Below are 23,195 nucleotides of genomic sequence, written 5' to 3' on the forward strand. Positions count from 1 at the left end.
AAATGTTTAACTATGATTGCACTAATCTACGTGATCTCTTAGCCAAATAGATATACATAGATAGAAAATAACCTCCTAAAGCACCTCCATATACCCATAATAAGAATCCAATCAAATAACCATAAGGGCTGGAATTAACTGCGTCATCAACTCCATAGCCATGATAATAAAACCATATGCTTGATAGAATTAAAATAACCAACACAAACTTATCTATATTACTCATTTTCCCATTATTGTAAAAAACGCTAACAAAAACTGATGAAAGAACAGGCACAAAAATACTAAGGAACACGTGAGAACTTTCTAAAAAAAAACCTAAAACGAAGCAAAATGAAATCAAGAACACAGTGCCATTTATTATCACTGTATTATCAATCTCTTTCTCAACATCGAAACTCTCATATTCAGATAGAGCTTTAACTACTCTTCGATTATAATAACCATTCCACAATATGCCATTTTCATTAAAGTACGATTCACGAACCACACCACAAATTATCATTAAACTTGTAAAATACAGTCCTATATATGAATAATCTGACAAATCTAATATATTAGTACTTTTTAAAATTGTCAAAACTAAAGCTGATAAAAGACATAGTAAGAATAGAACAAAACCAATCCATTGAATATTGAAACAATTAAGTAGTTTAATTTTATTTCCCTCTGACATTCAATCACCTTATGTTGTAGACCTAACAGACAAGGCCATTCTGCATAAATCAGCCACTCACCCTAACCTGCTGACTACAATAGCAAAAACGACTAATATATGCACAATTTATAAAACACCAAGATCACATAACGCCAGCACTAGGTCTGGCGTTATGAGGTTTGTTAGGCTGGTAGCTTTTCACACCTGAAGAAGATGAAGTTAGGATTGTTTTTGAGGCGGTTATATCTTACTTCGCACAGTTCCTTGGCCTTCTCATCCACTGTGCCTTCACTGATTCTAGATATCACAAGCCCTGCATTGGTGATGGCTTCGCTGATTTCAGTGAGAGAACGGCGGTAGAAGCTGACCTTGACTGGTGTGCCAATGGTATCCCAATCCTCTTCGACAAACTCACGGCTGAAGTAGTTGCCAGATTCAGAGCACTCGAAGTCGGCAAAAGGATGGTGAGTTGAGAAAACCATATAGCCACCGGGCTTTAACACACGAGCGACGGATTCAAATACAGGCGTTAAGTCTTCAATGTAATGCAACACCAACGGACAAACGATCACATCTGCACTGTTGTCAGCTTCTAATGGCAAGCCTTCCGCTGCATCTTGGCGATACGCTCAAACCTTTGAACCAAACTTGTTTTTGACCAGTGTGATCATGTCGTCGGATAAATCGGTACAGGTGAGTTGGCCGACCGCTTGTTTCAAAAACCAATCCGCATATTCGCCCGGACCGCACCCCATATCTATCACGCTTTTACCTTGTAGGTCGTCTAACAAGGCGATTGTTGATGGGCGCTCCAACAATGCATTGTAAATATTGTCTTTTACTACTTCCGCATACTTAGCGGCATGTTTTGTATACATTTCTGACATGTCATTCCCCTGCCCATTCCAAAGCAAGGAGAATAGCACACAACAATGGCATGGAGTGTTTTGGGGTGCCTGTTTCGAGGTTATTGATGAATGAGGCTTTGGTGGAAGTAGCGATGTGGATCTTTCCGACGCGCTTCTAATGCTTAATCCCAATAAAGTGCAAGCTGTTGAATTAAAAATTCTATGTATTCAGTATCTGAGTGCGGCACAACTTTAGCGCAACTAAGTATATGCTCACGCTGAGCATCGTATGACAGTCTTGCCCAAGATGAGTCATTTTTACTTGTGTTGATGCCCTTAACTAAAATTTGTAGGTTCTTATATGATATAGCTGATTCTCGACCTTTCTTGATTGATATCGCATGGTCTACATGAAAGATACTTCCTAGACATGCATTTAGCTTACGAGATATTTCCCAAAAACCATCATATTTTGCTTTGTCTATATTGCTCATTTTGGCTAAAGCTGAATCTTCTATTTCTGAACGGTTGTATTCTTCATCTATTTCAACAGTCTCATGTTCATCATACTCTTGAGCACTGTGAAGAATGTCACTCAAGAGACTCTTAGCGCTGTCTAATGAATCAAGGTATTTCCAAACACCATGCGAAGCTGAATTTTTACCTAGAGTGATACCTGTTTTTTCTGCTAAAAACTCTGCCTGTTCTTCTGTTGACCAAAATTCAAGGCAAATACCTTTTTTCTTAGCTTTCGATATCATGACTCGGCGAATACCAAGTGCAGCAAACTCTTCTACTTTCAAAGAGTGGCTGCCACTATTTTTCCGAATAGTCTTCTCAAGAACCGTATATTCTTGCTCGATCAATTCTGTGACTTCAGTTCTAGTCTTCAAATCCACTCCTTAAAAAATAACACACGTATGCGACTGTTCTCAAAACGTCAAAAAGCCTATGATAAACATACACAAGACAGCAAATGGTAGCGCCTTATTCCAGTTGATTCTCTGGGTTTTCGAGAATACTTTTATATTTTTGTAGCACTGATCATTAGGTGCTCTACTTACCGAAATGCTACTTGGATCTTCTGGAATATCTGAACCAATAGCATGAATTTCTACACGCCCAACTTTCTTTCCCTCTTGTCTACCCCGAGCATTATGCATGCCTTGAATAGCAAAAATTGACAGCTTATTCTCTTGAACTATCACAGAGTTTCTTCGAGAACGTCTTAGGGTAGAAATTGCAGCCGAAAGAGCCTCACTTTTTAGTTCAAAAAAGCGATCATCACGATAAAGGTTTCCCGATTGTCTATAAACACGGACTAAATATCTGTCGGCAGATTCATAAACACCGCAGATTTCACTTAGTTTATCTAAAGACTCAAACATTATTTTACACCAGTCTCAAATACTCGAACTCAATTCGCCACATGGCACCGTGTTAAATAGTAGACAGCGCCACCACTGAACCCAAACCCAACACTCGAGTCAAAGCAAGCATTGATAGTCTGTCCTAAACGCTTGTTATACTGTTACTCAAAGGCTGCGCAGTTAAAACCTTGTAGCATCAAGCCTGTTTCTCTGTTTATTTTGCTGTTACTAACTCTATTTTGTTTAACAAATGCAGAGTATTCTTGGTCGATTCGATTTACAGGCTTTCCAAACAATACCCGGGTATTACCACCTTGCATTGCAATGACTTTATGACCCCAAACTGGGTCTTCCTCTAGCAATAGGTTATCTTTAATTTCTGTCACTTTGTATTCTACAGCTACGTTTCGATTCTTGTTTATTATATAAACACTATCACCAACTTGAACTTGGCTGTACTCTTCCCAACCATGTTGTGAAGCTTCTAAGTCAAAGAAAGCACCCGCGCCATATATTTTTCTATGGCGTCGATCCACAATGTTAGAAACTAAATATTTAGGCATATCTCTCTCCGAAAAGTATGACGTCTAGTTAAGGCGTGAACAATGCAATACAGGGCCCACTACAAGTTACCTTTAACACTAATTGCAATGCATAATAAAATGGTAAGATAAAAAAGGTTGTAACATGCTTACTTCAAGTATTGTGACTTCAGTTTATTACTTTTCTCGTCATATTCACTTTCAGTCAATATCCCTTCATCATATAGTTTTTTAACTTCCAATAACTCTGTCGAAATGTCTTTAGACTTAAAAGTACTTAAAATTGGCTTAGAGAAAAAAGTAGTCGAATCATCTTTCTGAATAGATAAGTATAAGAGTGAAACAGCAAAAAATATCGTACTCAAGACCCAAACAGCATCAGTACCATCTACTAGACCTAATATCATAAAAACAACAAGAGTACTGATAAATGACTTGATCAACTTATTTTTACTTAGACTCATTTGAATACCCATATTCAGAACACTTAACTTAGAACATCATACCATATAAATGTACACCTTGCATATAACACAGAATTAAGTTGATAAGATGACCACCTCACATGACTGTGAGCCATGCTTGGAATGTTCAGGGTCGAAGTAACAGGAAAAGACCATGACTCTGCATAAAACAAGCATCACAAACCTTTGCAAAGTACGTAGTGAGATGAATAACAGGATAAATCCTACACGTTGAAAACCTTCTTCTCACACTGGCTTTTTAAGTCGATAAGGTGATTAGGACTTCGTGTTCGACTTCCTCACCTTGACCAAGGCAATACCCGTTCAACAGGCCGTATATATGGAAGTTAACCTGCGCTTTTGGTCATACTGCTGACTTGCAAAACTGGGGGAGACCATATATGTGAGCAACGCAATACCAATGCTTCCGCATTCCACCTTAAAGACCAAACGCAACGCACAGTAAAAATGCCACGCGTTACGAATCATTCTTAGACAGTTTGTTAACTTTATGTTTGCTGTGGCTTACTTTCTGAATTTTGCTTATTCGTTGCATTAGAAACTGCCGCAATCATTTGAGTAACTTGCTCAACGACCTTTGGTTCAAAGTTTGTAGGCTGTACTTTAGTAAAAGCACTATCGCTGTCCAAGTTCCAATTTTCAAATATCGCTTTCATATCCGATTGGCTAACATCATTGCCGTATACTTCTAAGTAGAGCTTTCCAAAGTTAATAGCATGCATACGGTCACTGCGCTTTAATGACTCATGCATATAAGCATTACCTAGGTTATACGCATGCTTTGCCCAAGCCCCGAACAACGTAACCACAATCAGCCCTTTTAGTAATAAAAAGGAGAAAAAGAACCAATCAATATTTTCCTTAGATGCTGCATGGAATGCAAAACCACCATAGATCAGAGCACCAACAGCAGACGCTATTGCAAGGCCTAAAGCGCAAGAGCCTTGTAAGTTCCAGTTTCTCGATTTATCAGAAAACTCTTTTTCTTTCTTCTCCAAAACTTCAACCGCAGATTTAACGAACTCAGGTACTTTAATTTCGATTTTTTCTTGTACTTGTCTTTGATGCTCTTCTTGTAACTGCCTTATATTGTCCTTAAGTTCTAACTCACGTTTAGCATAATTACTTTCAATACTTTTGAGTTTATTTTGACGTTGATGGAAGTCCTTTTCGGCAACAGATATCTGATTACGAATGTGTTCCAGTTGCTCAGCCAACTGTTCTTCACGTGCTCGCTGACGACGCTCTAGGTATCTCTCTTTATCTTCAAGCTCTTTTATCCGCTCAAAAGCATCTTTTTCAATTGAGTTTTCAAATTTTTGACTCAGATAATGTTTATAGTTACCTTCCAGTTCAGTCTGCTCTTCAGTTATTTCCATGATCATGTGTCGATCTTCGATCGGCAACATTTTAAGCAACCTATCCCTTACATCTGAGCTCGTGCTTCGAATAACACGAATGAGATTTTCACGACTGAGCACTCTAGGCAGCTTAGAAAGCGCATTGGCAGAACATAGCAATAAAACCTTATTAATTGTTCTATTAGAAATTGAAGAGAACAACCTATTCGCAGAATCTTCGTTTAGATTTGAAATAAGAGTCTGCACCCCTTTCTCAGAAAGGTGCCCCATAAGAAGAGATAGTTCTTTGTCGTTACTTCTCGTAATTAGCTCGTTCAACTCATGCGGAGGTAACATGCGCCAAAGATCAGCTAAATCACCCCGAGGGAGATTACTAATTCTTATATTATTTTCGTATTCCATAATGTCCCAATAAAGTTAACAGCTCTTAGATTGAATAATTCTGCATTTTCGCCCTGAATCAATTCTGTCTAGTAATCTGTGCTGTTTTGTTTCTGCCTAACTAACCTTTTTAATAACAGCACCTTACCTACTTCTCGTTGTTCCTAATGTGACGAAAAGCAGAAAAATCCAACATGGTTTCGTCAAGACACAGAAACGTACTCAATACATGGTTAATCATCATCTTCTTGGTTGATCTCTTCGCCGCAGCCTAGGCATTTTGGCTCTAGGTCTGGCGGTAACATGATGATTAAGCCGCAGTGTGGGCATAGATCGCCTTCGTTGTACATGGTCACTCCTAAGCAGCGCTGAATTCGCCGGTGTATGAGATAAGGCCGGTTTTCTTACCTTTAAGAAGAATGGTCACACCCTGCGCATTTAAGCCTGTGATTTGCCAGCCGAGCTTTTCTGCCTTGGCTAAGGTTGCTAGGGCTTTGGGTTTGTCTGCTAGGCTTTCCATGATTGCAGTGACGTCTGTCTCTTCGCCAATCATGTCGATGAGTACTGGGTTATCGTAGTCTACTTCAGCTAAGGTTTTGCCCTGCTCGTTTACCGTTAGCGACACAATGCGAAATACCGCTTTATCGTTGTAATCAACAATATGAGATTTGCCTTCGTCATCGACGTAACCATCAATCGCCACAATGTAGCCCGGTTTGCCTTGAGCAATGGCTTTAACGTGTTTCGCGCGCTCTACGCCACCCGCTCTTGTTCGGCCATCGTCGTCGGTTTCCATGCCGCTGCTGGCAATATCGAACTTGTCTCCGACTTTGGTGCGGTTCCATGCACGTAGGTAGATCCCTTTGGCGTTCTCACTTCCCCACGACCATACAGTGTTGTGAAGTGGAGCCTCCAGTTTTTGTTCAAAGAACTTAGAAATCGCTAATTTAGACATCAACTTACCTCGATCTAACTTGAAACCAACTCGTCAAATGTACAGCAAACAGAAGGCATTAACTCAACTATATGGTACAGCATGCCAACACGAAGTATGGTATGTAAAACTTGATGTTTAATCAATCAGTATTTCATACTTAATACGAAAAAACGCCGACAGGATCGTCGGCATTTATGTGTAGAAGGGTGACTGCTCCGTTGTTAAGAGCTAGCTGGTTAAGAACGCTCTTTTTTGGCGAGTCTGCTGGCTTTCATTCGTTTGTAGCCATCCATCACTAAGGCGATTAAGGCGAACGAAATTAACAGGTAGGTTGGTACTTCGTGTAGCGCAATGTTGTCACCAATGAGTAACCCCACAATAAAAATGAAGGTCGGCTCTACGTAACCCATTAAACCAAACAGAGACACTGGTAACTTTGAGTAGGCGAATAGGTAGAGAAGCATTGGCGTTACCGAAACTACCGCTAGGCCAAGGTAATACAGGTATGACGTGGCTGGCAGGTTCATAAAATGATCGGCTGGGTATAGATAGAACATCCCAAAGATAGCCAAAGGGAGCATCATAATGTGGTCGACGGCCAAACCGATATCAGTCGGCATTGGGTTGGTTTTACGAAACATAAAGTAGACCGGATAGCCAAGCGCTACGACCAATACCACCCAAGACAGGCCCGATGCCAACACGTAGGTATAAATAGTCCCTGCCAAAGCGAAATAACACGCCACTTTTTGTAGCTTGGTGAGGCTATCTTTGTAATAAAAGCAACCAATCAGCACCATCACGATAGGCATGGTGAAGTAGCCTAGTGCAAGGTTAAGCGTTTCCCCATTGGCTGGAGCCCAAACAAATATCCAGTACTGCGGCGTGACAAGCACAGCTGAAGTTATGTATTTTGGCCACTTACGCCACTGCTTCAATGCATCCCACAACAGCGGCAGTCGCTTGGTGAAGAACAGCAAGATGAAGAACAGCATCGTACTCCAAATAATACGTTGCGTAGCCAACCAGTGACTCTCACCACCAGAAATTAAACTTGGCCCCATATCCGGTTGGATTTGTACGTAGGCAGGAATGCAAGCAAACAGCATTGAACAAAGTATCGATGCTGCCACCCCTTTTGATTGATCAGACATCAAGTGGGTGTATTTATGGAATAAAGCCTTTAACTGACTCATGAACTCTACCTATCGTAACTGCGCTTACAAGCAGCAAGACAACAACAAAAAAGCGCTGTCATGGTTCAACAGCGCTTCTCAGTATCCAATCAATATCAGTTTAGGATAAGTCTGATTCTTTAATTGGTTCAGCGCATTGAATATCACCGCTTATTAAAGAATGCAATCATTAGATATCTAACTGCCTAAGATTTAACAAAGGTTGTTCACAAGATCACTACAAATAGAAGATTCCTCTACTTTTCAACTCATTAGTAAGTTAATAATCAATATTTTCCGTTGTAAAAGCTCACTAATCATTGATTTATCAGGCCAATATTACGTGCTAGAGATCATTCATCGCATCGACTATTTGGCTAACGTACTTAAAAACTCTGCTTCAAACTCTTCATCAGCTTCACGCGTCAGGCACGCCACCAGCCAGTCAATGCTGTCATGGTCGAGCTTACTATTAACCACAAAAGCCTGCTTCACGCCGAATTGATCCAACTTGGCAGAGCCATAATTCTTAAATGATTTATTGCCGTGGTAGTGAAGCGACTTAATCGCATCGGCGTCAGGTTCTGGCAGTGCATCAAGGGTATTTGCCAACTGAATCACCAGCTCCATTGGGTTCTTAGATGAAGATATGCGATACAAAAAGCCGCCCTCCACTCTTTGTCTTACCCAGTAATCAAACCCGCTGCAATCCATCACCTTGTCACTCACCAGAGCAGCCTCACTGCGATAACCACACGCTTCTACCATGACTGGGGTGTGCTTGAATTCCGGCTGACCAGATGCGGCATCGGTGTGAGGCAGAATAAGATCGCACGGCTTGCTGTCTTTGGCGGTTGGCGCGTTCCAGTGAATCGGCATGAACACTTGTTCGCGGCGCATCTCTTTGGTGACCACTAAACGCGCTTGGCACTCCCCTTGTGCGCTACGTACTTTCACAACTGGGTTCACGGTCGCGTGGTTGAAAGCATCTAAGCCAAATTCATCAAGGTTTAATTCAGCAACCGTATCTGGGTGCATGGCAACAAACGGCTCTGGTGTATGTTCGCCTAAGCCAGCTGCCAAACCAGTTCGGCTCATGGTGTGCCATTGGTCGCGGATACGACCAGTGTTCATGATGAGAGGGAATTCGACACTGGTATCGGCAATGGGTTTGTCATGCTCCACCGCGATGAACTGTGCTTTGCCAGATTCTGTGAAGAACTCGCCGTCGGTGAACATGCGCTGCTCGATGATCTCTGGTTGATACTCAAGCACCGGCCACTGCTGCGGGGTGAGTTCGCCATAGCCCTTCTCATCGAGTTTGGTTAATCCAATCAAACACAAATCACGTGCTTTGCCTGTTTCATTACCAAGTGCGGTCATCTCGCAATACTCTTTAAAGATTTCACCTTCATGACGGTAATCAAACTGGTCTTGGAATCCCATCTTTTGCGCCACTTCTTTTAGTATCCACCAGTCTGGCTTGGCTTCACCTGGGCTTGGCAATATTCGGCGCTGGCGCGAGATTCTGCGTTCAGAGTTGGTTACAGTACCCGACTTTTCGCTCCAACCTTGGGCGGGTAACACCACATCAGCCAAGCGTGTGGTTTCCGTATCAGCAATGCAGTCCGACACCACCACAAATGGGCACTTCTCTAATGCGGTTTTGATTTTCTCACTATCAGGCAGGCTCACCACTGGGTTGGTCGCCATGATCCACACCGCTTTGATCTTGCCGTCGTTCATGGCATCGAATAGGTCAATGGCTTTTAAGCCCGCATGGGTTGCTAAGCTGTTGGTCTGCCAAAACTCGCTCACCATTTGGTGTGATTCAGGATCGCCAAATTCAAAATGCGCTGCTAGGGTATTGGCTAAGCCACCTACTTCACGGCCACCCATCGCGTTCGGTTGGCCTGTAACCGAGAATGGCCCCATACCTGCCTTACCGATTTTGCCTGTCGCCAAATGGCAGTTGAGAATGGCGTTAACCTTGTCGCACCCTTGAGTCGATTGGTTTACGCCTTGAGAGTAAATAGTGAGCACCTTGTCGTTAGATGCAAACAGAGAGTAGAACTGCTTAAGCTGCGCTTCGGTTAACCCTGTTAGCTTTGAAACGCTTTTGTCACCCCAACCATTTTCGGTATAGCGATATCGCGTCGCTGCTCGAATCGCTTCGGTAAAGCCTTGGGTGTGCTTATCAATGTAGTCTTGGTCGAGGTTATCGTGATCATCGAGATAAGCCAATAAACCATTAAACAGAGCGACGTCAGAGCCAGATTCTAACGCCAAGTGGATGTCGGCAATTTCGCAGGTGTCGGTATAGCGCGGGTCAATCACGATCACTTTCATTGCTGGGTTAGCTTGCTTAGCCGCACGCAGGCGTTGAAACAGAACAGGGTGACACCAAGCGAGGTTTGAGCCTGTGATCACTACCACCTCCGCTTGTTCAAGGTCTTCATAACAGACTGGAACGGTATCGCTGCCGAATGCGCGTTTATGCCCTACCACACTCGAAGCCATACAAAGACGTGAGTTACTGTCGATGTTGGCGCTACCAATAAAGCCCTTCATCAGTTTGTTGGCAACATAATAATCTTCAGTCAGAAGTTGGCCTGATACATAAAAGGCGACCGAGTCTGGGCCATGCTCTTCTATGGCTTGTTTGAACTTGTCTGCCACCAGCTGCGACGCTTCGCCCCAAGGTAAGAGTTGCTGTCCGCTTGCGACTCTTTTCATCGGTTGGGTTAAACGGCCTATCGGCGTGACGGTATCGCCCAGTGCTGCGCCTTTAGTACATAGCTTGCCATAGTTCGATGGGTGCTCTTTGTCGCCACGCACTTCCAATTTACCTGAAGCAGTTGGCCTTACTTCAATGCCACAACCTACGCCACAGTAAGCACACGTTGATTTGATCCAATCCTTGTTTGAACTCATCACTCTTCCCTCGTGCAATGTTCTTTTTTATCTCTTCCACCAGAGTATTCAGAAAGCCATTTTCAGCTCTCTCTCAGTAGTGAAAATTTCTCTTTTTTAATAAAGCAATTTGCGCACCACTATTTAACCCAACGCAAGACAATAAAAAACCAGTTAAATTACAATAATTTAAAATCCATACAATTACAAAGCTTGAGGTTAATTAAATCCAACCGAAGAAATATTGAGATATTTGCACCATGTTGATCAATTTTGCACCACAAAGGCTCATTTTCATAAATCTCTCACTTTTTAAATCTACCACTTTAGGGGTAATTGAGTCGTTTGTTATTTAGTTAATTGATTGAATTTATTAGCTATTATTATTTTTTACGAACGCCTTTTTTATCTGGCACCCTACTTGCTGCCCTAAATACCAACAACCCAAAATTCACAGTTTTTAAGTTCATTGGAAGAACAGCAAATTACCCACCACTGAGAGTGGACTGTTTTTAGAAACGCTAGGAAGCCAGCAAAAAAGGAATTTACTATGAGCAAACAGAAAATTGTCGTCGTTGGTAATGGCATGGTTGGCCACAAATTTATCGACAACATCATTCAAGCTGACTCAGAACAATATGAAGTCATCACCTTTAGTGAGGAATCGCGTCTTGCCTACGACCGTGTTCAGCTCACTGCTTACTTCAACGGCAAGTCAGCAGACGACTTAGCCCTCACCAGCGAAGCCTACTATCAAGAGAATGGCGTTAAGTACTTGGTGAATGCCAAGGTGACTGAGCTTGATACCGAAAACAAAACGGTAATAACCGACAGTGGACATCGTGAAAGCTACGACAAACTGATACTTGCTACTGGCTCATTCCCATTCGTTCCACCAATCCCGGGTAACGACCAAGAACACTGTCACGTCTACCGTACCATTGAAGACTTAGATGCGATTGAACTGTCGAGTAAGCAGAGTAAATCGGGCGTGGTAATCGGCGGTGGCCTGCTCGGTTTAGAAGCAGCGAACGCGGTTAAAAACCTTGGCTTAGAAACGCATGTGGTCGAGTTCGCGCCTCGCTTAATGGCGGTTCAACTCGACGAAGGTGGCGGCGCACTGCTACGACGTAAGATCGAAGACTTGGGTGTACAGGTTCACACCGAGAAAGCGACCTCTGAGATTGTGGCCGGTGAAACCGCTCGCTACCGTATGAACTTTGCAGACGGTACACACCTTGAAACCGATATGATTGTGTTCTCTGCCGGTATTCGCCCTCAAGACGCATTGGCTCGTAGTTCTGATATCGCGATTGGCGAGCGTGGCGGTATCGTGATTGATGATTACTGCCAAACCAACATCGATGATGTCTACGCGATTGGTGAATGTGCCCTTTGGGATAACAAGATCTTCGGCTTAGTGGCACCGGGCTACTCTATGGCGAAGGTTGCGGCTAGCCACATCCTTTCTGATGGTGAAGATGAAAGCAGCTTCACCGGTGCAGACATGAGCACCAAACTTAAACTTCTAGGCGTAGATGTAGCCAGTATCGGTGAAGTACACGGCCAAACAGAAGGTGCGCAGTCATACACCTACAACGATGAAATCGAACAGGTTTACAAACGCCTGATCATCTCTGCTGATGGCAAAAAGATCGTTGGTGCGGTGTTAGTGGGTGACGCGGAAGCTTACGGTTCACTGCTGCAAATCAAGCAAAATGATATGCCACTGCCAGAGAACCCATCGGTACTGATTCTCCCGAACCTTGCAGACGACTCTGGCAGCGCGATGGGTGTTGAGGCGCTACCAGACAGCGCCGTGATCTGTTCATGTTTCGACGTAACCAAAGGCGATATCAAAGAAGCGGTTTCAGCTGGCTGTACAACAATGGCTGCACTGAAAGAGTCGACCAATGCTTCGACGGGTTGTGGTGGCTGTTCTGCTCTTGCAAAACAAGTATTAGACAGCGAACTCAGCAACCTAGGTGTTGAGGTTTCTAACGATATCTGTGAGCACTTTGCCTACTCTCGCCAAGAGCTGACCGACATTATCCGCGTCAACAAGATCAAGACCTTCGACGAGTTGTTGGAATCTCATGGCCAAGGCTTAGGTTGTACTGTGTGTAAGCCTGCGATTGGCTCTATCCTCGCCTCTTACTGGAATGACTACATCCTTGAAGATGAGCACATCGAGCTACAAGACACCAACGACATCTACCTTGGCAACATGCAGAAAGATGGCACTTACTCTGTGGTTCCACGAATTGCTGGCGGCGAAATCACCCCAGACAGACTAATTGTGCTCGGCGAAGTAGCAAAAGAGTACAACCTCTACACCAAAATCACTGGCGGCCAACGTGTCGACCTATTTGGTGCTCAACTTAATGAACTACCCGCTATTTGGAAAAGGCTGATTGATGCAGGCTTTGAAACCGGCCATGCCTACGGTAAATCGGTTCGTACAGTGAAGTCTTGTGTCGGCAGCACTTGGTGTCGCTACGGCGTTAACGACAGTGTCGGCCTAGCAATCAAACTAGAGAACCGCTACAAGGGCCTACGTTCACCTCACAAGATCAAATTCGCCGTATCTGGCTGTACTCGTGAGTGTGCCGAAGCGCAATCCAAAGACATTGGCGTTATCGCTACCGACAAAGGCTGGAACCTATATGTGTGTGGTAACGGCGGTATGCGTCCACGTCACGCCGACCTATTCGCAACCGACCTCGACGAGAAAACGCTGATTCAATACATCGACCGCGTGCTGATGTTCTACACCCGTACTGCCGACCGCCTACAACGTACCTCTGTGTGGATGGAGAACCTAGAAGGCGGCTTGGACTACCTCAAAGAAGTGGTGATTGAAGACAAACTCAATGTCGCGGCTGAACTGGAAGCGGACATCGCGCTCAACATCGAGAAGTACCAATGTGAGTGGAAGACCACCATCGAGAATCCAGTGAAGATGAAACGCTTCCAACACTACATCAACAGTGACGAGATGGATAAGAGCCTGTCGTTCATTACCGAACGCGAACAGCGCTTCCCGAAACCAAGCATCAACACTGACCACGATGCCGAACGCACTCAAGCATTGAATAGCTCTGAACAGATTGAAATTACGGAAGTCTCGTAGCCAGTTTGGTCGTTAGCAGGCCCTTCACTACGCAATACTCTGCTAGCGACCTTCTTTCTTTACGACCTTCATTTTTAGGAAATTGAACAAAATCTAAGACTCAACAAATTGACAAGGAGACTGTCATGGAAAACTGGACCACTGTTTGCTCCCAAGAGGATCTAACGCCCAACGCGGGTGTGTGTGCCAAAGTGGCTGATCATCAAGTCGCGATCTTTTACTGCAAGCGCAGTGACAAGATCTATGGCCTTTCAAATTTCGACCCAATTGGTAAAGCCAATGTCATGTCACGTGGTATTATTGGCTCGTTAAGTGGAGAGCCGTACGTCGCTTCTCCCCTTTACAAGCAGCATTACCATCTAGAGACAGGAGCTTGCTTGGAAGAGCCTGAACACGCTCTGACTCGCTTTGAAGTGCGCAGACAAGGTAACGATATTCAAGTACTGGCACCCGAAGCGTTAGCAAGCTAATCACGGATTAGGTCGTATTTCAGAATCACCCAATACTCATGCCTTAGCCGCCTATAATTAAGAATTTAGGCTCGCTACGGAGTTGGCATGTGAACGGCTAGAAGAACTCTAGACACTTTCCATATTTAAAGGATTTAATACATGGATAACTCAAAATTTTCGCTGCTCTCATTTACAGGTAAGATGAAAATCTTACACCTTAGCTGGATTGCCTTTTTCATCACCTTTGTAGTCTGGTTCAACTTTGCGCCACTACTGCAAATGGTAAAAACCTCTTTAGGCTTAACCACTGAAGAGATCAAAACTCTCTTAATCTTAAACGTAGCATTAACCATTCCGGCGCGTGTCGCCATCGGTATGCTGACCGACCGCTATGGTCCAAGACTGGTCTACTCTGCTCTACTCGCAATCTGTTCGATTCCGTGTTTCATGTTCGCGCTCGCTGATTCGTTCATGCAAGCAGCTATCGCACGTTTCTTACTGGGCTTCATCGGTGCTGGTTTCGTAGTAGGTATTCGCTTGGTGTCTGAGTGGTTCCCACATAACGAACTAGGTACAGCAGAAGGTATCTACGGCGGTTGGGGTAACTTTGGTTCAGCAGCTGCGGCATTTACACTTCCTACATTAGCACTAGTATTCGGCGGCGAAGATGGCTGGCGTTATGCCGTTGGTGTGACAGGTGCAATGAGCCTTCTGTTCTCAGTTATTTTCTACAAAAACGTATCGGATACACCAAAAGGTTCTACTTACTTCAAACCTGCGCAAGTTACAGCAATGGAAGTAACGTCAAAGGGTGACTTTTTCTTTCTACTCATCATGAAGATCCCTATGTACGCGGCTCTTGCGCTACTGGCTTGGAAACTCTCTCCATCAGGTATCGGCATGCTGTCAGACTCAGCAGTATATGGTGTGTATGCGGTACTGGCTGCGCTGTATGTGTATGAAGTATCTCAAGTTTGGAAAGTGAATAAGAACGTCTTCAAGGAAGAAGTACCAGAGATTCACCAGTACAAATTTAAGCAAGTTGCGGTACTTAACGTACTTTACTTCGCGACATTTGGTTCAGAGTTGGCTGTTGTTTCTATGCTGCCACTGTTCTTCTCTGAAACCTTCGAGCTCACGCCAGTTCTAGCAGGTATGGTGGCTTCGGCCTACGCCTTTATGAACCTCATGTCTCGCCCAGGTGGTGGTTGGATTTCAGATAAATTCGGCCGTAAGCCAACGCTGCTTATCCTAACTGCAGGTCTAGCTGTGGGTTACTTCACAATGGGTCAAGTCGACAGCACATGGCCAGTATGGCTAGCGGTTGTGGCAGCAATGGCGTGCTCTTTCTTCGTACAAGCCGGTGAAGGTGCAGTATTTGCGACAGTACCTCTGATTAAGCGTCGTATGACGGGTCAAATCGCAGGTATGACAGGTGCTTACGGTAACGTGGGTGCGGTAGTTTACCTAACAGTGCTTTCATTTGTTAGCTACCAAACGTTCTTCCTTGTGATTGCAGCAACGGCGGTACTTGGCTTCCTAACTCTGATGTTTATGGAAGAGCCAAATGGTCAAATTGCTGAAGTAAATGACGATGGTAGTGTGACGCTGATTAACGTATCGAGCTAATCACTCATTGAATGATATCGGGAGAAGTAACCGGGACTGCGACACTCGGTTACTTCGTTCAAAAGCTCTTGTTTATGACCGGAGCTTTTGTTCTTTCCCTTCCTTTTCAAACAATGAGTAGATAGGAGCAAGGACGTTATGACTCTCTCATTTAGCCAAAGCCAAACAGCAGCGCCAGACGCGGAACAAGGTATTCATCCGCAGGCAAGCAATCAACTCAAGCTCAACTATGGTGGTTACTCACATCAAGGAGTAAGAAACGAAAATCAGGATGCGATTATCGTTAAGCACCCTAAAACCCGTGCCGAACAAGAGTTCAAAGGCAGCGTGGCATGTATTGCCGATGGTGTGAGTTGCAGTGAACAGGGGCAAAAAGCCAGTCACACCAGCGTGATGCAGTTCATTACTGACTACTACGCAACGCCGGAAAGCTGGAGCATTCAACGCTCGGCCCAGAAGGTGCTGACGTCGCTGAACTCTTGGCTGTTCAACGCCTCGTTCTCTGAACTGGATGACGATAAGCAGCTCGCCCACAACACCATGGTCTCGACCTTCAGCGCGGTGATCATCAAATCTAATACTGCTCATATCTTCCATGTTGGCGATAGTCGTATCTACTTACTGCGTGATGGCAAAATTCAGCAGCTAACCCGCGATCATACTCGTAAAAACTTGGTGAATACCCACTACCTCACGCGCGCTCTCGGTATGGATAGCCAACTGAACGTTGATTACCAAGCCCTGCCTATTAAGGCAAAGGACCGGTTCATTCTGACAACCGACGGTGTGCATGAGTTTATTGACGAAGAGGATCTGATCGAAGGAACTAATAACCAGCATGACTTTGAACTGGCAACTCAGGCGATCTGCAATAAAGCCCTGGCAATGCACAGCAAGGACAACGTCAGCTGCTTGATGATCGAAGTAACACAATTGCCTAAGCCATCATTGATTGAGTTTCATGAAAAGCTCGCGACACGCGTCATTCCTCCGGTATTAAAACTTGGGCAGATGATCGACCAGTTTCAGGTGTTGGAAGTGCTCTACTCTGGCACCCGCAGCCACGTATATCGTGTGATGCAAACCCAGACCCAAACCGAGTTCGTGATTAAAATACCTTCAATGCAATATCACGACGATCCAGCGCAGCTCAAAGCGTTTTACAACGAGCAATGGGCAGGCATGCTGCTTAACAACAAACGCATTATGAAGGTATATCCGACTGACGAACGTTCGCAGTTTCTTTATCAAGTGTGTGAGATGGTTGAGGGCGTAACCTTAAGACAATGGATGTACGACAATCCCAAACCAAGCCTGCCAGAAGTGCGCACGATTCTAGAAAAGATCATTCAGGGCATTCGTGTACTGCAGCGTGCTGACATGGTTCATCGCGATCTGAAGCCCGAAAACATTATGTTATTACCGAATGGCGATATTAAGCTCATCGACCTTGGTGCAGTATTGATTCGCGGCATCGAAGAGGGCTTACCCGTTGAAGAAGATGCGGTTCCCCTTGGCGCCGTAAATTATATCGCTCCAGAAACCATTAAGCAGAATGTTGCGACCACGCGCTCCGACCTGTTCTCAGTAGCGGTAATTGGTTATGAAATGCTGACAGGACAACTGCCTTATCCAGAAATGACGCCGCGATCTTTGGCTCAATCTCGTCATCACCAATGGCACTATCAGCCTATTACGCGCCTGCGTTCAGATTTACCCGCTTGGTTTGACTTGGTGTTACAGAAAGCTTGTGCAGAGCAGCCAACAGAGCGTTACTCAGTGCTCGGTGACTTTATCTCTGATCTCTATACCCCGAACTCGAAGCTGGTGAAGCGTAAAACTAGACAACCCTTGTTGAACCGCAATCCAATCCAGTTTTGGAAGGTGCTGACCCTGTTATTAGGGATTGTTGCACTGGTCGAATTCGGTTTGTTGATCCAATAAAAAAGCCTCAGCACTTTAATGGCACTGAGGCTTTGATAAGAAATTAGAGCTTACGCTAACTGCATTGACTAGGTTAGCTACGCTTTACAAGGCTTCGCGGCACCAGTTCAATACCTGACTGGTAACGTTTTGCTGAAACGTTCAATGCCAAGGCGAATGCGCTGTCTGCAATAACCTCAAACTGTTGCGGCAGTGAATGTACTTTAAACGGTAGGAAATCCAACAAACGGTTGTCACCAAAAGTCGCTAGCTTAACTTGATTAACCAACTCAGGCTTTTCAACCATCACATCCAGTACCCCTTCTAACAAGGTGTAGGACATAGTGACGATCGCATCAGGTATCGTGCCTTTCGCAATCCACTCTTCAAAGATTTCGCGTCCTGATTCTCTATCGAAGTGTTCACCATAACCTACAACCGTAGGTTTGTTCTCTTTCAGCCCGTTTTGTTGGGTATGCGCTTTATTGGCCGCTTCAAAACCCAACTGACGCTCGCGCGAAATGTTTAGGTCAGGCAAGGCACCAATCAAGCCAATGCTTTGGATATTGTCATCAAGAATGGAGTGCGTCAGTTCAAACGCAGCTTCGAAATCTTCACTGATCACACAGGCAAAGTGCTCATCGTCTAACGGACGGTCAATGGCGATAACTGGCGTTCCTGAATTTTGAAGTTGCAGGTAGAACTCGTTAGCGTCCGGCATCGAGCTTGCGACAAGCAAAGCATCGATACGACGGCTAACAAGAGCTTCCGCCACTTTTCGCTCGGTTTCAGCATCGTCGTCTGAACAGCCAATTAAGATCTGATACCCCACTTTGCGAGAGTTTTGCTCAATCAACTTAGCTAAACGTGCATAACTGCTGTTCTCTAGGTCTGGAATAATCAAACCAAATGAACGGCTGTTACCTGCCCTCAATGACGATGCTGCGTGGTCTGGGCGATAGTTGTGCTCGTTCACCACAGCCATCACCTTTTGCTGTGTTTTCTCACTGATACGGTACTTCTGAGCTTTACCATTAATCACATAGCTTGCGGTGGTTTTAGATACACCCGCCAGTTTCGCTATTTCATCAAGTGTCATATCAAGGGCCTGTATTTTGTGCGTAGGATCATATAACCAAAGTTCGGATCCTCAGAATAGTTGAATTATATGCTGAATCGATTCAGTATGAAAGCTGAAAGGATTCAGCAAAATCTGAAAAGTGACTCCAATCATCTTTTTTAGCGACTTTGAGATTGATGACTATCTTTTAAGACTATCTTTAAAAGGAAACGAGGCACGCTAAGCAGCAATATCAGTTTTATGAAGATAACTGGGCTTTGCTGAATTTTTTTACTCTTTTTGCTGAACCGATTCAGCTTAACGTTCAGCAAGGTGTTCAGCACTCAATAAGCAGAACCTGAATCGGGATAACAGCAACAATGAAGCGACACGCTCAAACAAAGCAATAAGCTAAAGAGGCAACATGCTTAAATTAACTAAATCTGACATTTCGCTTGGTCAATCTGCGCAAGATAAGTTCCAAGCTATTCGTAACATCGCTGGCAAACTGACTGACAAAGGTCTGGTTGATGAAGGTTACGTAGAAGGAATGCTGAACCGTGAAAATCAAAACTCAACTTTCCTTGGTAACGGTATCGCTATCCCTCATGGCACAACAGACACTCGTGGTTTAGTAAAAGAGACTGGCGTTGCAGTACACCACTTCCCTGAAGGCATCGACTGGGCAGATGGCAACCGTGTTTACGTAGCGATCGGTATTGCAGCAAAATCAGACGAGCATTTAGGCATTCTAAAGCAGCTAACCAAAGTTCTTTCTGCTGACGGCGTTGAGCAAAAGCTGAAACAAGCAAAAACAGAAGACGAAATCATCGCCCTACTTCACGGTGAAGTTCAGCTTGAAGCAGACCTAGACGCTTCTTTAGTTCAACTTAAGTTCCCAGCAAGCGACATGGTACAAATGTCTGCCGTTGCAGGTGGTTTACTGAAAAACACAGGTTGTGCAGATAATGCATTCGTTGCTGACCTAGTGACTAAAGCACCAACTCACCTAGGCCAAGGTTTATGGCTTATCGGTAGCGACAAAGGCGTGACTCGCACTGCTGTGTCATTTGTTTCAACAGCTAATGATTGTGAGTTTGAAGGCACTCAAGTGAAAGCGCTTGTCGCATTCGCAGCATGTAACAGCGCACACCAGAACATTCTATCTAATCTAAGCCAACTGGTTTTTGAAGGTAAGCAAAACGCACTGATCGATTCAGACATCGAAGGTGTGATTGCTCAACTAAAAGGCGAAGCACCAAGCACTGCTGCTGAAGGCTCAGATAACCAAGCAATCTTTAAGATCAAAAACGCACACGGCTTACACGCTCGCCCTGGCGCGATGCTGGTTGCAGAAGCGAAGAAATTCGATGCAGCAATTCGTGTATCCAACCTAGACGGCGACGGAAAAGAAGTGAACGCAAAGAGCCTAATGAAAGTTATCGCGCTTGGCGTGAAACATGGCCACCAGCTGCAATTCACGGCTGAAGGTGACGATGCAGCACAAGCTATTGAATCAATTGGTAAAGCTATCGCTTCTGGCCTTGGTGAAGGTTAAGGATTGGTAATGACTGAATTAAAGCAAATCAAAGCCGTTACGGTAACGCTGAACCCAGCATTAGACCTGACAGGTAGCGTTGATACGCTAAACGTAGGTTCAGTGAGCTTGGTAAACCAAGGTTCGCTACACGCTGCGGGCAAAGGCGTAAACGTAGCAAAAGTGCTGTCTGAGCTGGGCGCAAAAGTAACCGTTACGGGTTTTTTGGGTCGCAACAATGAAGAAGCGTTCTGCCAACTGTTTGCAGAAATGGGTGCAACCGACCGCTTCATTCGTGTCGACGGCGCAACGCGCATCAACGTGAAGCTAGTGGAAACCTCCGGCCAAGTGAGTGACATTAACTTCCCGGGTGTACCCGTTGATCAAGATGCGATCAACGCATTTGAAAAAACACTGTTAGAACTTGCAGAAGACCACGATTACTTCGTGATTGCAGGTAGCTTACCTCAAGGCGTATCTCCAGAACTTTGCGCTTCTTGGGTACAACGCCTACGCGACCTAGGTAAAAAGGTATTGTTTGACAGCAGCCGTGACGCACTAAAAGCAGGTATCAACGCTCAGCCATGGCTGATTAAGCCAAATGATGAAGAGCTGTCTCAACTGTTCAATGCAGAACTTACAACGCCTAAACAGTGCCAACAAGCAGGCCAAGCGCTGAGCGAAAAAGGCATTGAGAACATTGTTGTTTCTCTAGGAGCAGATGGCGTGATGTGGCTAAACAATGGTGAGTGGATTCACTCACAGCCACCACGTATGCAAGTCGTGAGCACAGTTGGCGCAGGCGACACCTTAGTTGCTGGCCTATGTTGGGGTCACATGCAACAGATGCCTAAAGCAGAATTAATCAAATTTGCCACCGCCCTTTCGGCACTTGCTGTGTCTCAAGTCGGCGTGGGTTTAACTAGCCAAAAAGAGCTGGACTCAGTACTACAAAATATCCAATTACAGGCGCTTACCACTCCAACTGACCAGTTTGAGTCAAGCAAATAGGACAAAGGTTTACTATGAATATTACCATTATCACCGCATGCCCAAGTGGCGTTGCAAACAGCATCATCGCAGCAGGGCTGCTTGAGAAAGCCGCAAAAGAGCTAGGTTGGAGTGCCAATATTGAGTGCCAGTCAAGCGTTCTTCCAAGTGAAGCCGTTTCTGAAGAAGCGATTGCAAGCAGCGACGCTGTCGTTATTGCCGCAAACACAGACGTAGACACACAGCGCTTTGTTGGCAAAAAGGTTTACCAAGCGCCAATCTCTGAATGTACTGCAGACGCAAAAGCATTTCTTAAAAGCGCAGTAGCCAACGCAGTTGTGTTGGACGCTTCACAAGTAACGACCGCTGCAACTGAAGTAGCAGCAAGCGGCGCTAAGAAGATTGTTGCGATTACAGCTTGTCCAACAGGTGTTGCGCATACTTTCATGGCTGCTGAAGCGCTAGAGAACGAGGGCCAACGTCTTGGTCACCAAATCAAGGTTGAAACTCGTGGCTCTGTAGGTGCGAAGAACCAACTGACGGATCAAGAGATTGCAGAGGCGGATCTTGTCATCATCGCTGCGGATATCGACGTCCCACTCGACCGTTTTGATGGTAAGCCACTGTACAAAACAACAACGGGTCCTGCGCTTAAAAAGACAACTCAAGAGTTTGAAAAAGCGTTCGCTGAAGCAAAACCTTACCAACACACAGCATCTTCTTCACAAGCAGCACCTGCTGACGAGAAGAAAGGCGTGTACAAACACCTAATGACAGGTGTATCTCACATGCTGCCTGTTGTTGTAGCGGGTGGTTTGATCATCGCACTCTCTTTCGTATTCGGTATCGAAGCGTTTAAAGAAGAAGGTACGCTAGCTGCAGCACTGATGACTATCGGTGGTGGTTCAGCATTCGCACTGATGATTCCGGTGCTTGCTGGCTTTATCGCGTTCTCAATTGCTGACCGTCCGGGTCTGGCTCCGGGTCTAATCGGTGGTATGCTTGCTAGCTCAACAGGCGCAGGTTTCCTGGGTGGTATCGCGGCAGGTTTCATTGCAGGTTACTCAGCGAAATTCATTGCTGACAAGGTTCAACTTCCACAATCTATGGAAGCACTGAAACCAATTCTTATCATTCCATTTATCGCGAGCTTGTTCACTGGCCTTGTGATGGTTTACATCGTAGGTGGCCCTGTTTCTGGCGTGATGAGCGCGATGACAGACTTCCTAAACAACATGGGTACGTCTAACGCGATTCTTCTGGGTGTGATTCTAGGTGCAATGATGTGTTTCGACCTTGGTGGTCCGGTAAACAAAGCAGCTTACACGTTTGGTGTTGGTCTACTGGCTTCTCAAACTTACGCACCAATGGCAGCTATCATGGCAGCAGGTATGGTTCCAGCTCTAGGCATGGGCCTTGCGACTTTCCTAGTGAAAGACAAGTTTGAAGCGGGCGAGCGTGAAGCAGGCAAGGCATCATTCGTTCTTGGTCTATGTTTCATCTCTGAAGGTGCGATTCCATTCGCAGCGAAAGACCCAATGCGTGTTATCCCAGCGTGTATGGCGGGTGGCGCTCTGACTGGTGCGCTATCAATGCTGTTCGGTGCACAACTGATGGCTCCACACGGTGGTCTATTCGTTCTACTGATTCCAGGTGCTATCTCTCCTGTACTTATGTACCTAGTGGCGATTGCAGCGGGTACAGCGGTAACTGGTTTCGGTTACGCAGCGCTTAAAAAGATGAGCGATTCAAAGGTAACTGCAGAAGCTTAACCCCCACTCCATTAAGCTCCTATAAAGCT

Annotated in this window: 17 protein-coding genes and 1 pseudogene; 7 read left to right on the forward strand and 11 right to left on the reverse strand. The window is 45.0% G+C overall.

All coding sequences use genetic code 11. The features are described from left to right. Nucleotides 1-10: 10 nt before the first annotated feature. The 10 genes and pseudogenes from AC6R05_RS05415 to AC6R05_RS05460 all read right to left on the reverse strand — a co-directional run bounded on the left by AC6R05_RS05415 (nt 11) and on the right by AC6R05_RS05460 (nt 10,691). Nucleotides 11-676 (reverse strand): hypothetical protein, encoded by a 666-nt coding sequence (locus AC6R05_RS05415; RefSeq protein ID WP_500646789.1) that lies wholly within the window; start codon nt 674-676, stop codon nt 11-13. 164 nt (nt 677-840) lie between these two features. Continuing rightward, nucleotides 841-1,545 (reverse strand): annotated as a pseudogene (locus AC6R05_RS05420) (class I SAM-dependent methyltransferase). A 143-nt stretch (nt 1,546-1,688) separates the two neighbouring features. Next, nucleotides 1,689-2,399, reverse strand: coding sequence for a hypothetical protein (locus tag AC6R05_RS05425; protein ID WP_500646790.1), 711 nt, complete (start codon nt 2,397-2,399; stop codon nt 1,689-1,691). A gap of 39 nt (nt 2,400-2,438) precedes the next feature. Next, complete coding sequence (locus tag AC6R05_RS05430; protein WP_500646791.1) at nt 2,439-2,894, reverse strand: hypothetical protein; 456 nt, start codon at nt 2,892-2,894, stop codon at nt 2,439-2,441. 143 nt (nt 2,895-3,037) lie between these two features. Further along, complete coding sequence (locus AC6R05_RS05435) at nt 3,038-3,439, reverse strand: hypothetical protein (protein ID WP_500646792.1); 402 nt, start codon at nt 3,437-3,439, stop codon at nt 3,038-3,040. 128 nt (nt 3,440-3,567) lie between these two features. Next, the gene (locus tag AC6R05_RS05440) at nt 3,568-3,882 is read right to left on the reverse strand and encodes an SHOCT domain-containing protein (protein WP_500646793.1); all 315 of its coding nucleotides are present in this window, start codon (nt 3,880-3,882) and stop codon (nt 3,568-3,570) included. 509 nt (nt 3,883-4,391) lie between these two features. Next, nucleotides 4,392-5,666, reverse strand: a complete 1,275-nt coding sequence (locus AC6R05_RS05445) for a hypothetical protein (protein WP_500646794.1) — start codon at nt 5,664-5,666, stop codon at nt 4,392-4,394. A gap of 337 nt (nt 5,667-6,003) precedes the next feature. After that, nucleotides 6,004-6,600, reverse strand: a complete 597-nt coding sequence (locus AC6R05_RS05450; protein ID WP_500646795.1) for a hypothetical protein — start codon at nt 6,598-6,600, stop codon at nt 6,004-6,006. Between the two features lie 218 nt (nt 6,601-6,818). Beyond that, entirely contained in the window at nt 6,819-7,778 is a 960-nt protein-coding gene (rarD, locus tag AC6R05_RS05455; RefSeq protein WP_500646796.1) for an EamA family transporter RarD, read from the reverse strand. A 348-nt stretch (nt 7,779-8,126) separates the two neighbouring features. Beyond that, nucleotides 8,127-10,691: a molybdopterin oxidoreductase family protein gene (locus AC6R05_RS05460; RefSeq protein WP_500646797.1), complete on the reverse strand. Its 2,565-nt coding sequence runs from the start codon at nt 10,689-10,691 to the stop codon at nt 8,127-8,129. Between the two features lie 529 nt (nt 10,692-11,220). Between AC6R05_RS05460 and nirB the strand changes: the two genes are divergently transcribed. From nirB to AC6R05_RS05480, 4 genes are all read left to right on the forward strand, one after another. After that, nucleotides 11,221-13,803, forward strand: coding sequence for a nitrite reductase large subunit NirB (gene nirB / locus AC6R05_RS05465; protein WP_285464336.1), 2,583 nt, complete (start codon nt 11,221-11,223; stop codon nt 13,801-13,803). A 125-nt stretch (nt 13,804-13,928) separates the two neighbouring features. Next, nucleotides 13,929-14,273, forward strand: coding sequence for a nitrite reductase small subunit NirD (gene nirD, locus AC6R05_RS05470; RefSeq protein WP_032552319.1), 345 nt, complete (start codon nt 13,929-13,931; stop codon nt 14,271-14,273). A gap of 141 nt (nt 14,274-14,414) precedes the next feature. Further along, nucleotides 14,415-15,884: a NarK family nitrate/nitrite MFS transporter gene (locus tag AC6R05_RS05475; protein ID WP_500646798.1), complete on the forward strand. Its 1,470-nt coding sequence runs from the start codon at nt 14,415-14,417 to the stop codon at nt 15,882-15,884. A 138-nt stretch (nt 15,885-16,022) separates the two neighbouring features. Continuing rightward, on the forward strand, nt 16,023-17,828 hold the full coding sequence (locus AC6R05_RS05480) for a bifunctional protein-serine/threonine kinase/phosphatase (protein WP_500646799.1): 1,806 nt from the start codon (nt 16,023-16,025) through the stop codon (nt 17,826-17,828). 73 nt (nt 17,829-17,901) lie between these two features. Here AC6R05_RS05480 and cra read toward each other — a convergent pair whose 3' ends face one another. Next, nucleotides 17,902-18,906 carry a catabolite repressor/activator gene (gene cra, locus AC6R05_RS05485; protein ID WP_500646800.1) on the reverse strand — a complete coding sequence of 335 codons (1,005 nt, stop codon included), beginning with the start codon at nt 18,904-18,906 and terminating at the stop codon, nt 17,902-17,904. 385 nt (nt 18,907-19,291) lie between these two features. On the opposite strand from cra, the gene fruB reads away from it, so the two are divergent. Genes fruB through fruA form a run of 3 tightly spaced genes read left to right on the forward strand, consistent with a single transcriptional unit; the run spans nt 19,292 to nt 23,166 of the window. Continuing rightward, a complete protein-coding gene (fruB, locus tag AC6R05_RS05490; protein ID WP_500646801.1) occupies nt 19,292-20,425 on the forward strand; it encodes a fused PTS fructose transporter subunit IIA/HPr protein in 1,134 nt (377 codons plus the stop codon). Between the two features lie 9 nt (nt 20,426-20,434). Continuing rightward, the gene (gene pfkB / locus AC6R05_RS05495; RefSeq protein WP_500646802.1) at nt 20,435-21,415 is read left to right on the forward strand and encodes a 1-phosphofructokinase; all 981 of its coding nucleotides are present in this window, start codon (nt 20,435-20,437) and stop codon (nt 21,413-21,415) included. Between the two features lie 14 nt (nt 21,416-21,429). Then, nucleotides 21,430-23,166, forward strand: coding sequence for a PTS fructose transporter subunit IIBC (gene fruA / locus AC6R05_RS05500; RefSeq protein WP_285464326.1), 1,737 nt, complete (start codon nt 21,430-21,432; stop codon nt 23,164-23,166). Nucleotides 23,167-23,195 lie beyond the last annotated feature (29 nt).

This window comes from Vibrio sp. R11-SG3-ISO9 (assembly GCF_059834255.1).

Bases quoted from the DNA above. Each gene is read 5' to 3' on its own strand.
- AC6R05_RS05415 (WP_500646789.1), bottom strand. From the start codon at position 676: ATGTCAGAGGGAAATAAAATTAAACTACTTAATTGTTTCAATATTCAA.
- AC6R05_RS05430 (WP_500646791.1), bottom strand. From the start codon at position 2,894: ATGTTTGAGTCTTTAGATAAACTAAGTGAAATCTGCGGTGTTTATGAA.
- AC6R05_RS05435 (WP_500646792.1), bottom strand. From the start codon at position 3,439: ATGCCTAAATATTTAGTTTCTAACATTGTGGATCGACGCCATAGAAAA.
- AC6R05_RS05440 (WP_500646793.1), bottom strand. From the start codon at position 3,882: ATGAGTCTAAGTAAAAATAAGTTGATCAAGTCATTTATCAGTACTCTT.
- AC6R05_RS05445 (WP_500646794.1), bottom strand. From the start codon at position 5,666: ATGGAATACGAAAATAATATAAGAATTAGTAATCTCCCTCGGGGTGAT.
- AC6R05_RS05450 (WP_500646795.1), bottom strand. From the start codon at position 6,600: ATGTCTAAATTAGCGATTTCTAAGTTCTTTGAACAAAAACTGGAGGCT.
- rarD (WP_500646796.1), bottom strand. From the start codon at position 7,778: ATGAGTCAGTTAAAGGCTTTATTCCATAAATACACCCACTTGATGTCT.
- AC6R05_RS05460 (WP_500646797.1), bottom strand. From the start codon at position 10,691: ATGAGTTCAAACAAGGATTGGATCAAATCAACGTGTGCTTACTGTGGC.
- nirB (WP_285464336.1), top strand. From the start codon at position 11,221: ATGAGCAAACAGAAAATTGTCGTCGTTGGTAATGGCATGGTTGGCCAC.
- nirD (WP_032552319.1), top strand. From the start codon at position 13,929: ATGGAAAACTGGACCACTGTTTGCTCCCAAGAGGATCTAACGCCCAAC.
- AC6R05_RS05475 (WP_500646798.1), top strand. From the start codon at position 14,415: ATGGATAACTCAAAATTTTCGCTGCTCTCATTTACAGGTAAGATGAAA.
- AC6R05_RS05480 (WP_500646799.1), top strand. From the start codon at position 16,023: ATGACTCTCTCATTTAGCCAAAGCCAAACAGCAGCGCCAGACGCGGAA.
- cra (WP_500646800.1), bottom strand. From the start codon at position 18,906: ATGACACTTGATGAAATAGCGAAACTGGCGGGTGTATCTAAAACCACC.
- fruB (WP_500646801.1), top strand. From the start codon at position 19,292: ATGCTTAAATTAACTAAATCTGACATTTCGCTTGGTCAATCTGCGCAA.
- pfkB (WP_500646802.1), top strand. From the start codon at position 20,435: ATGACTGAATTAAAGCAAATCAAAGCCGTTACGGTAACGCTGAACCCA.
- fruA (WP_285464326.1), top strand. From the start codon at position 21,430: ATGAATATTACCATTATCACCGCATGCCCAAGTGGCGTTGCAAACAGC.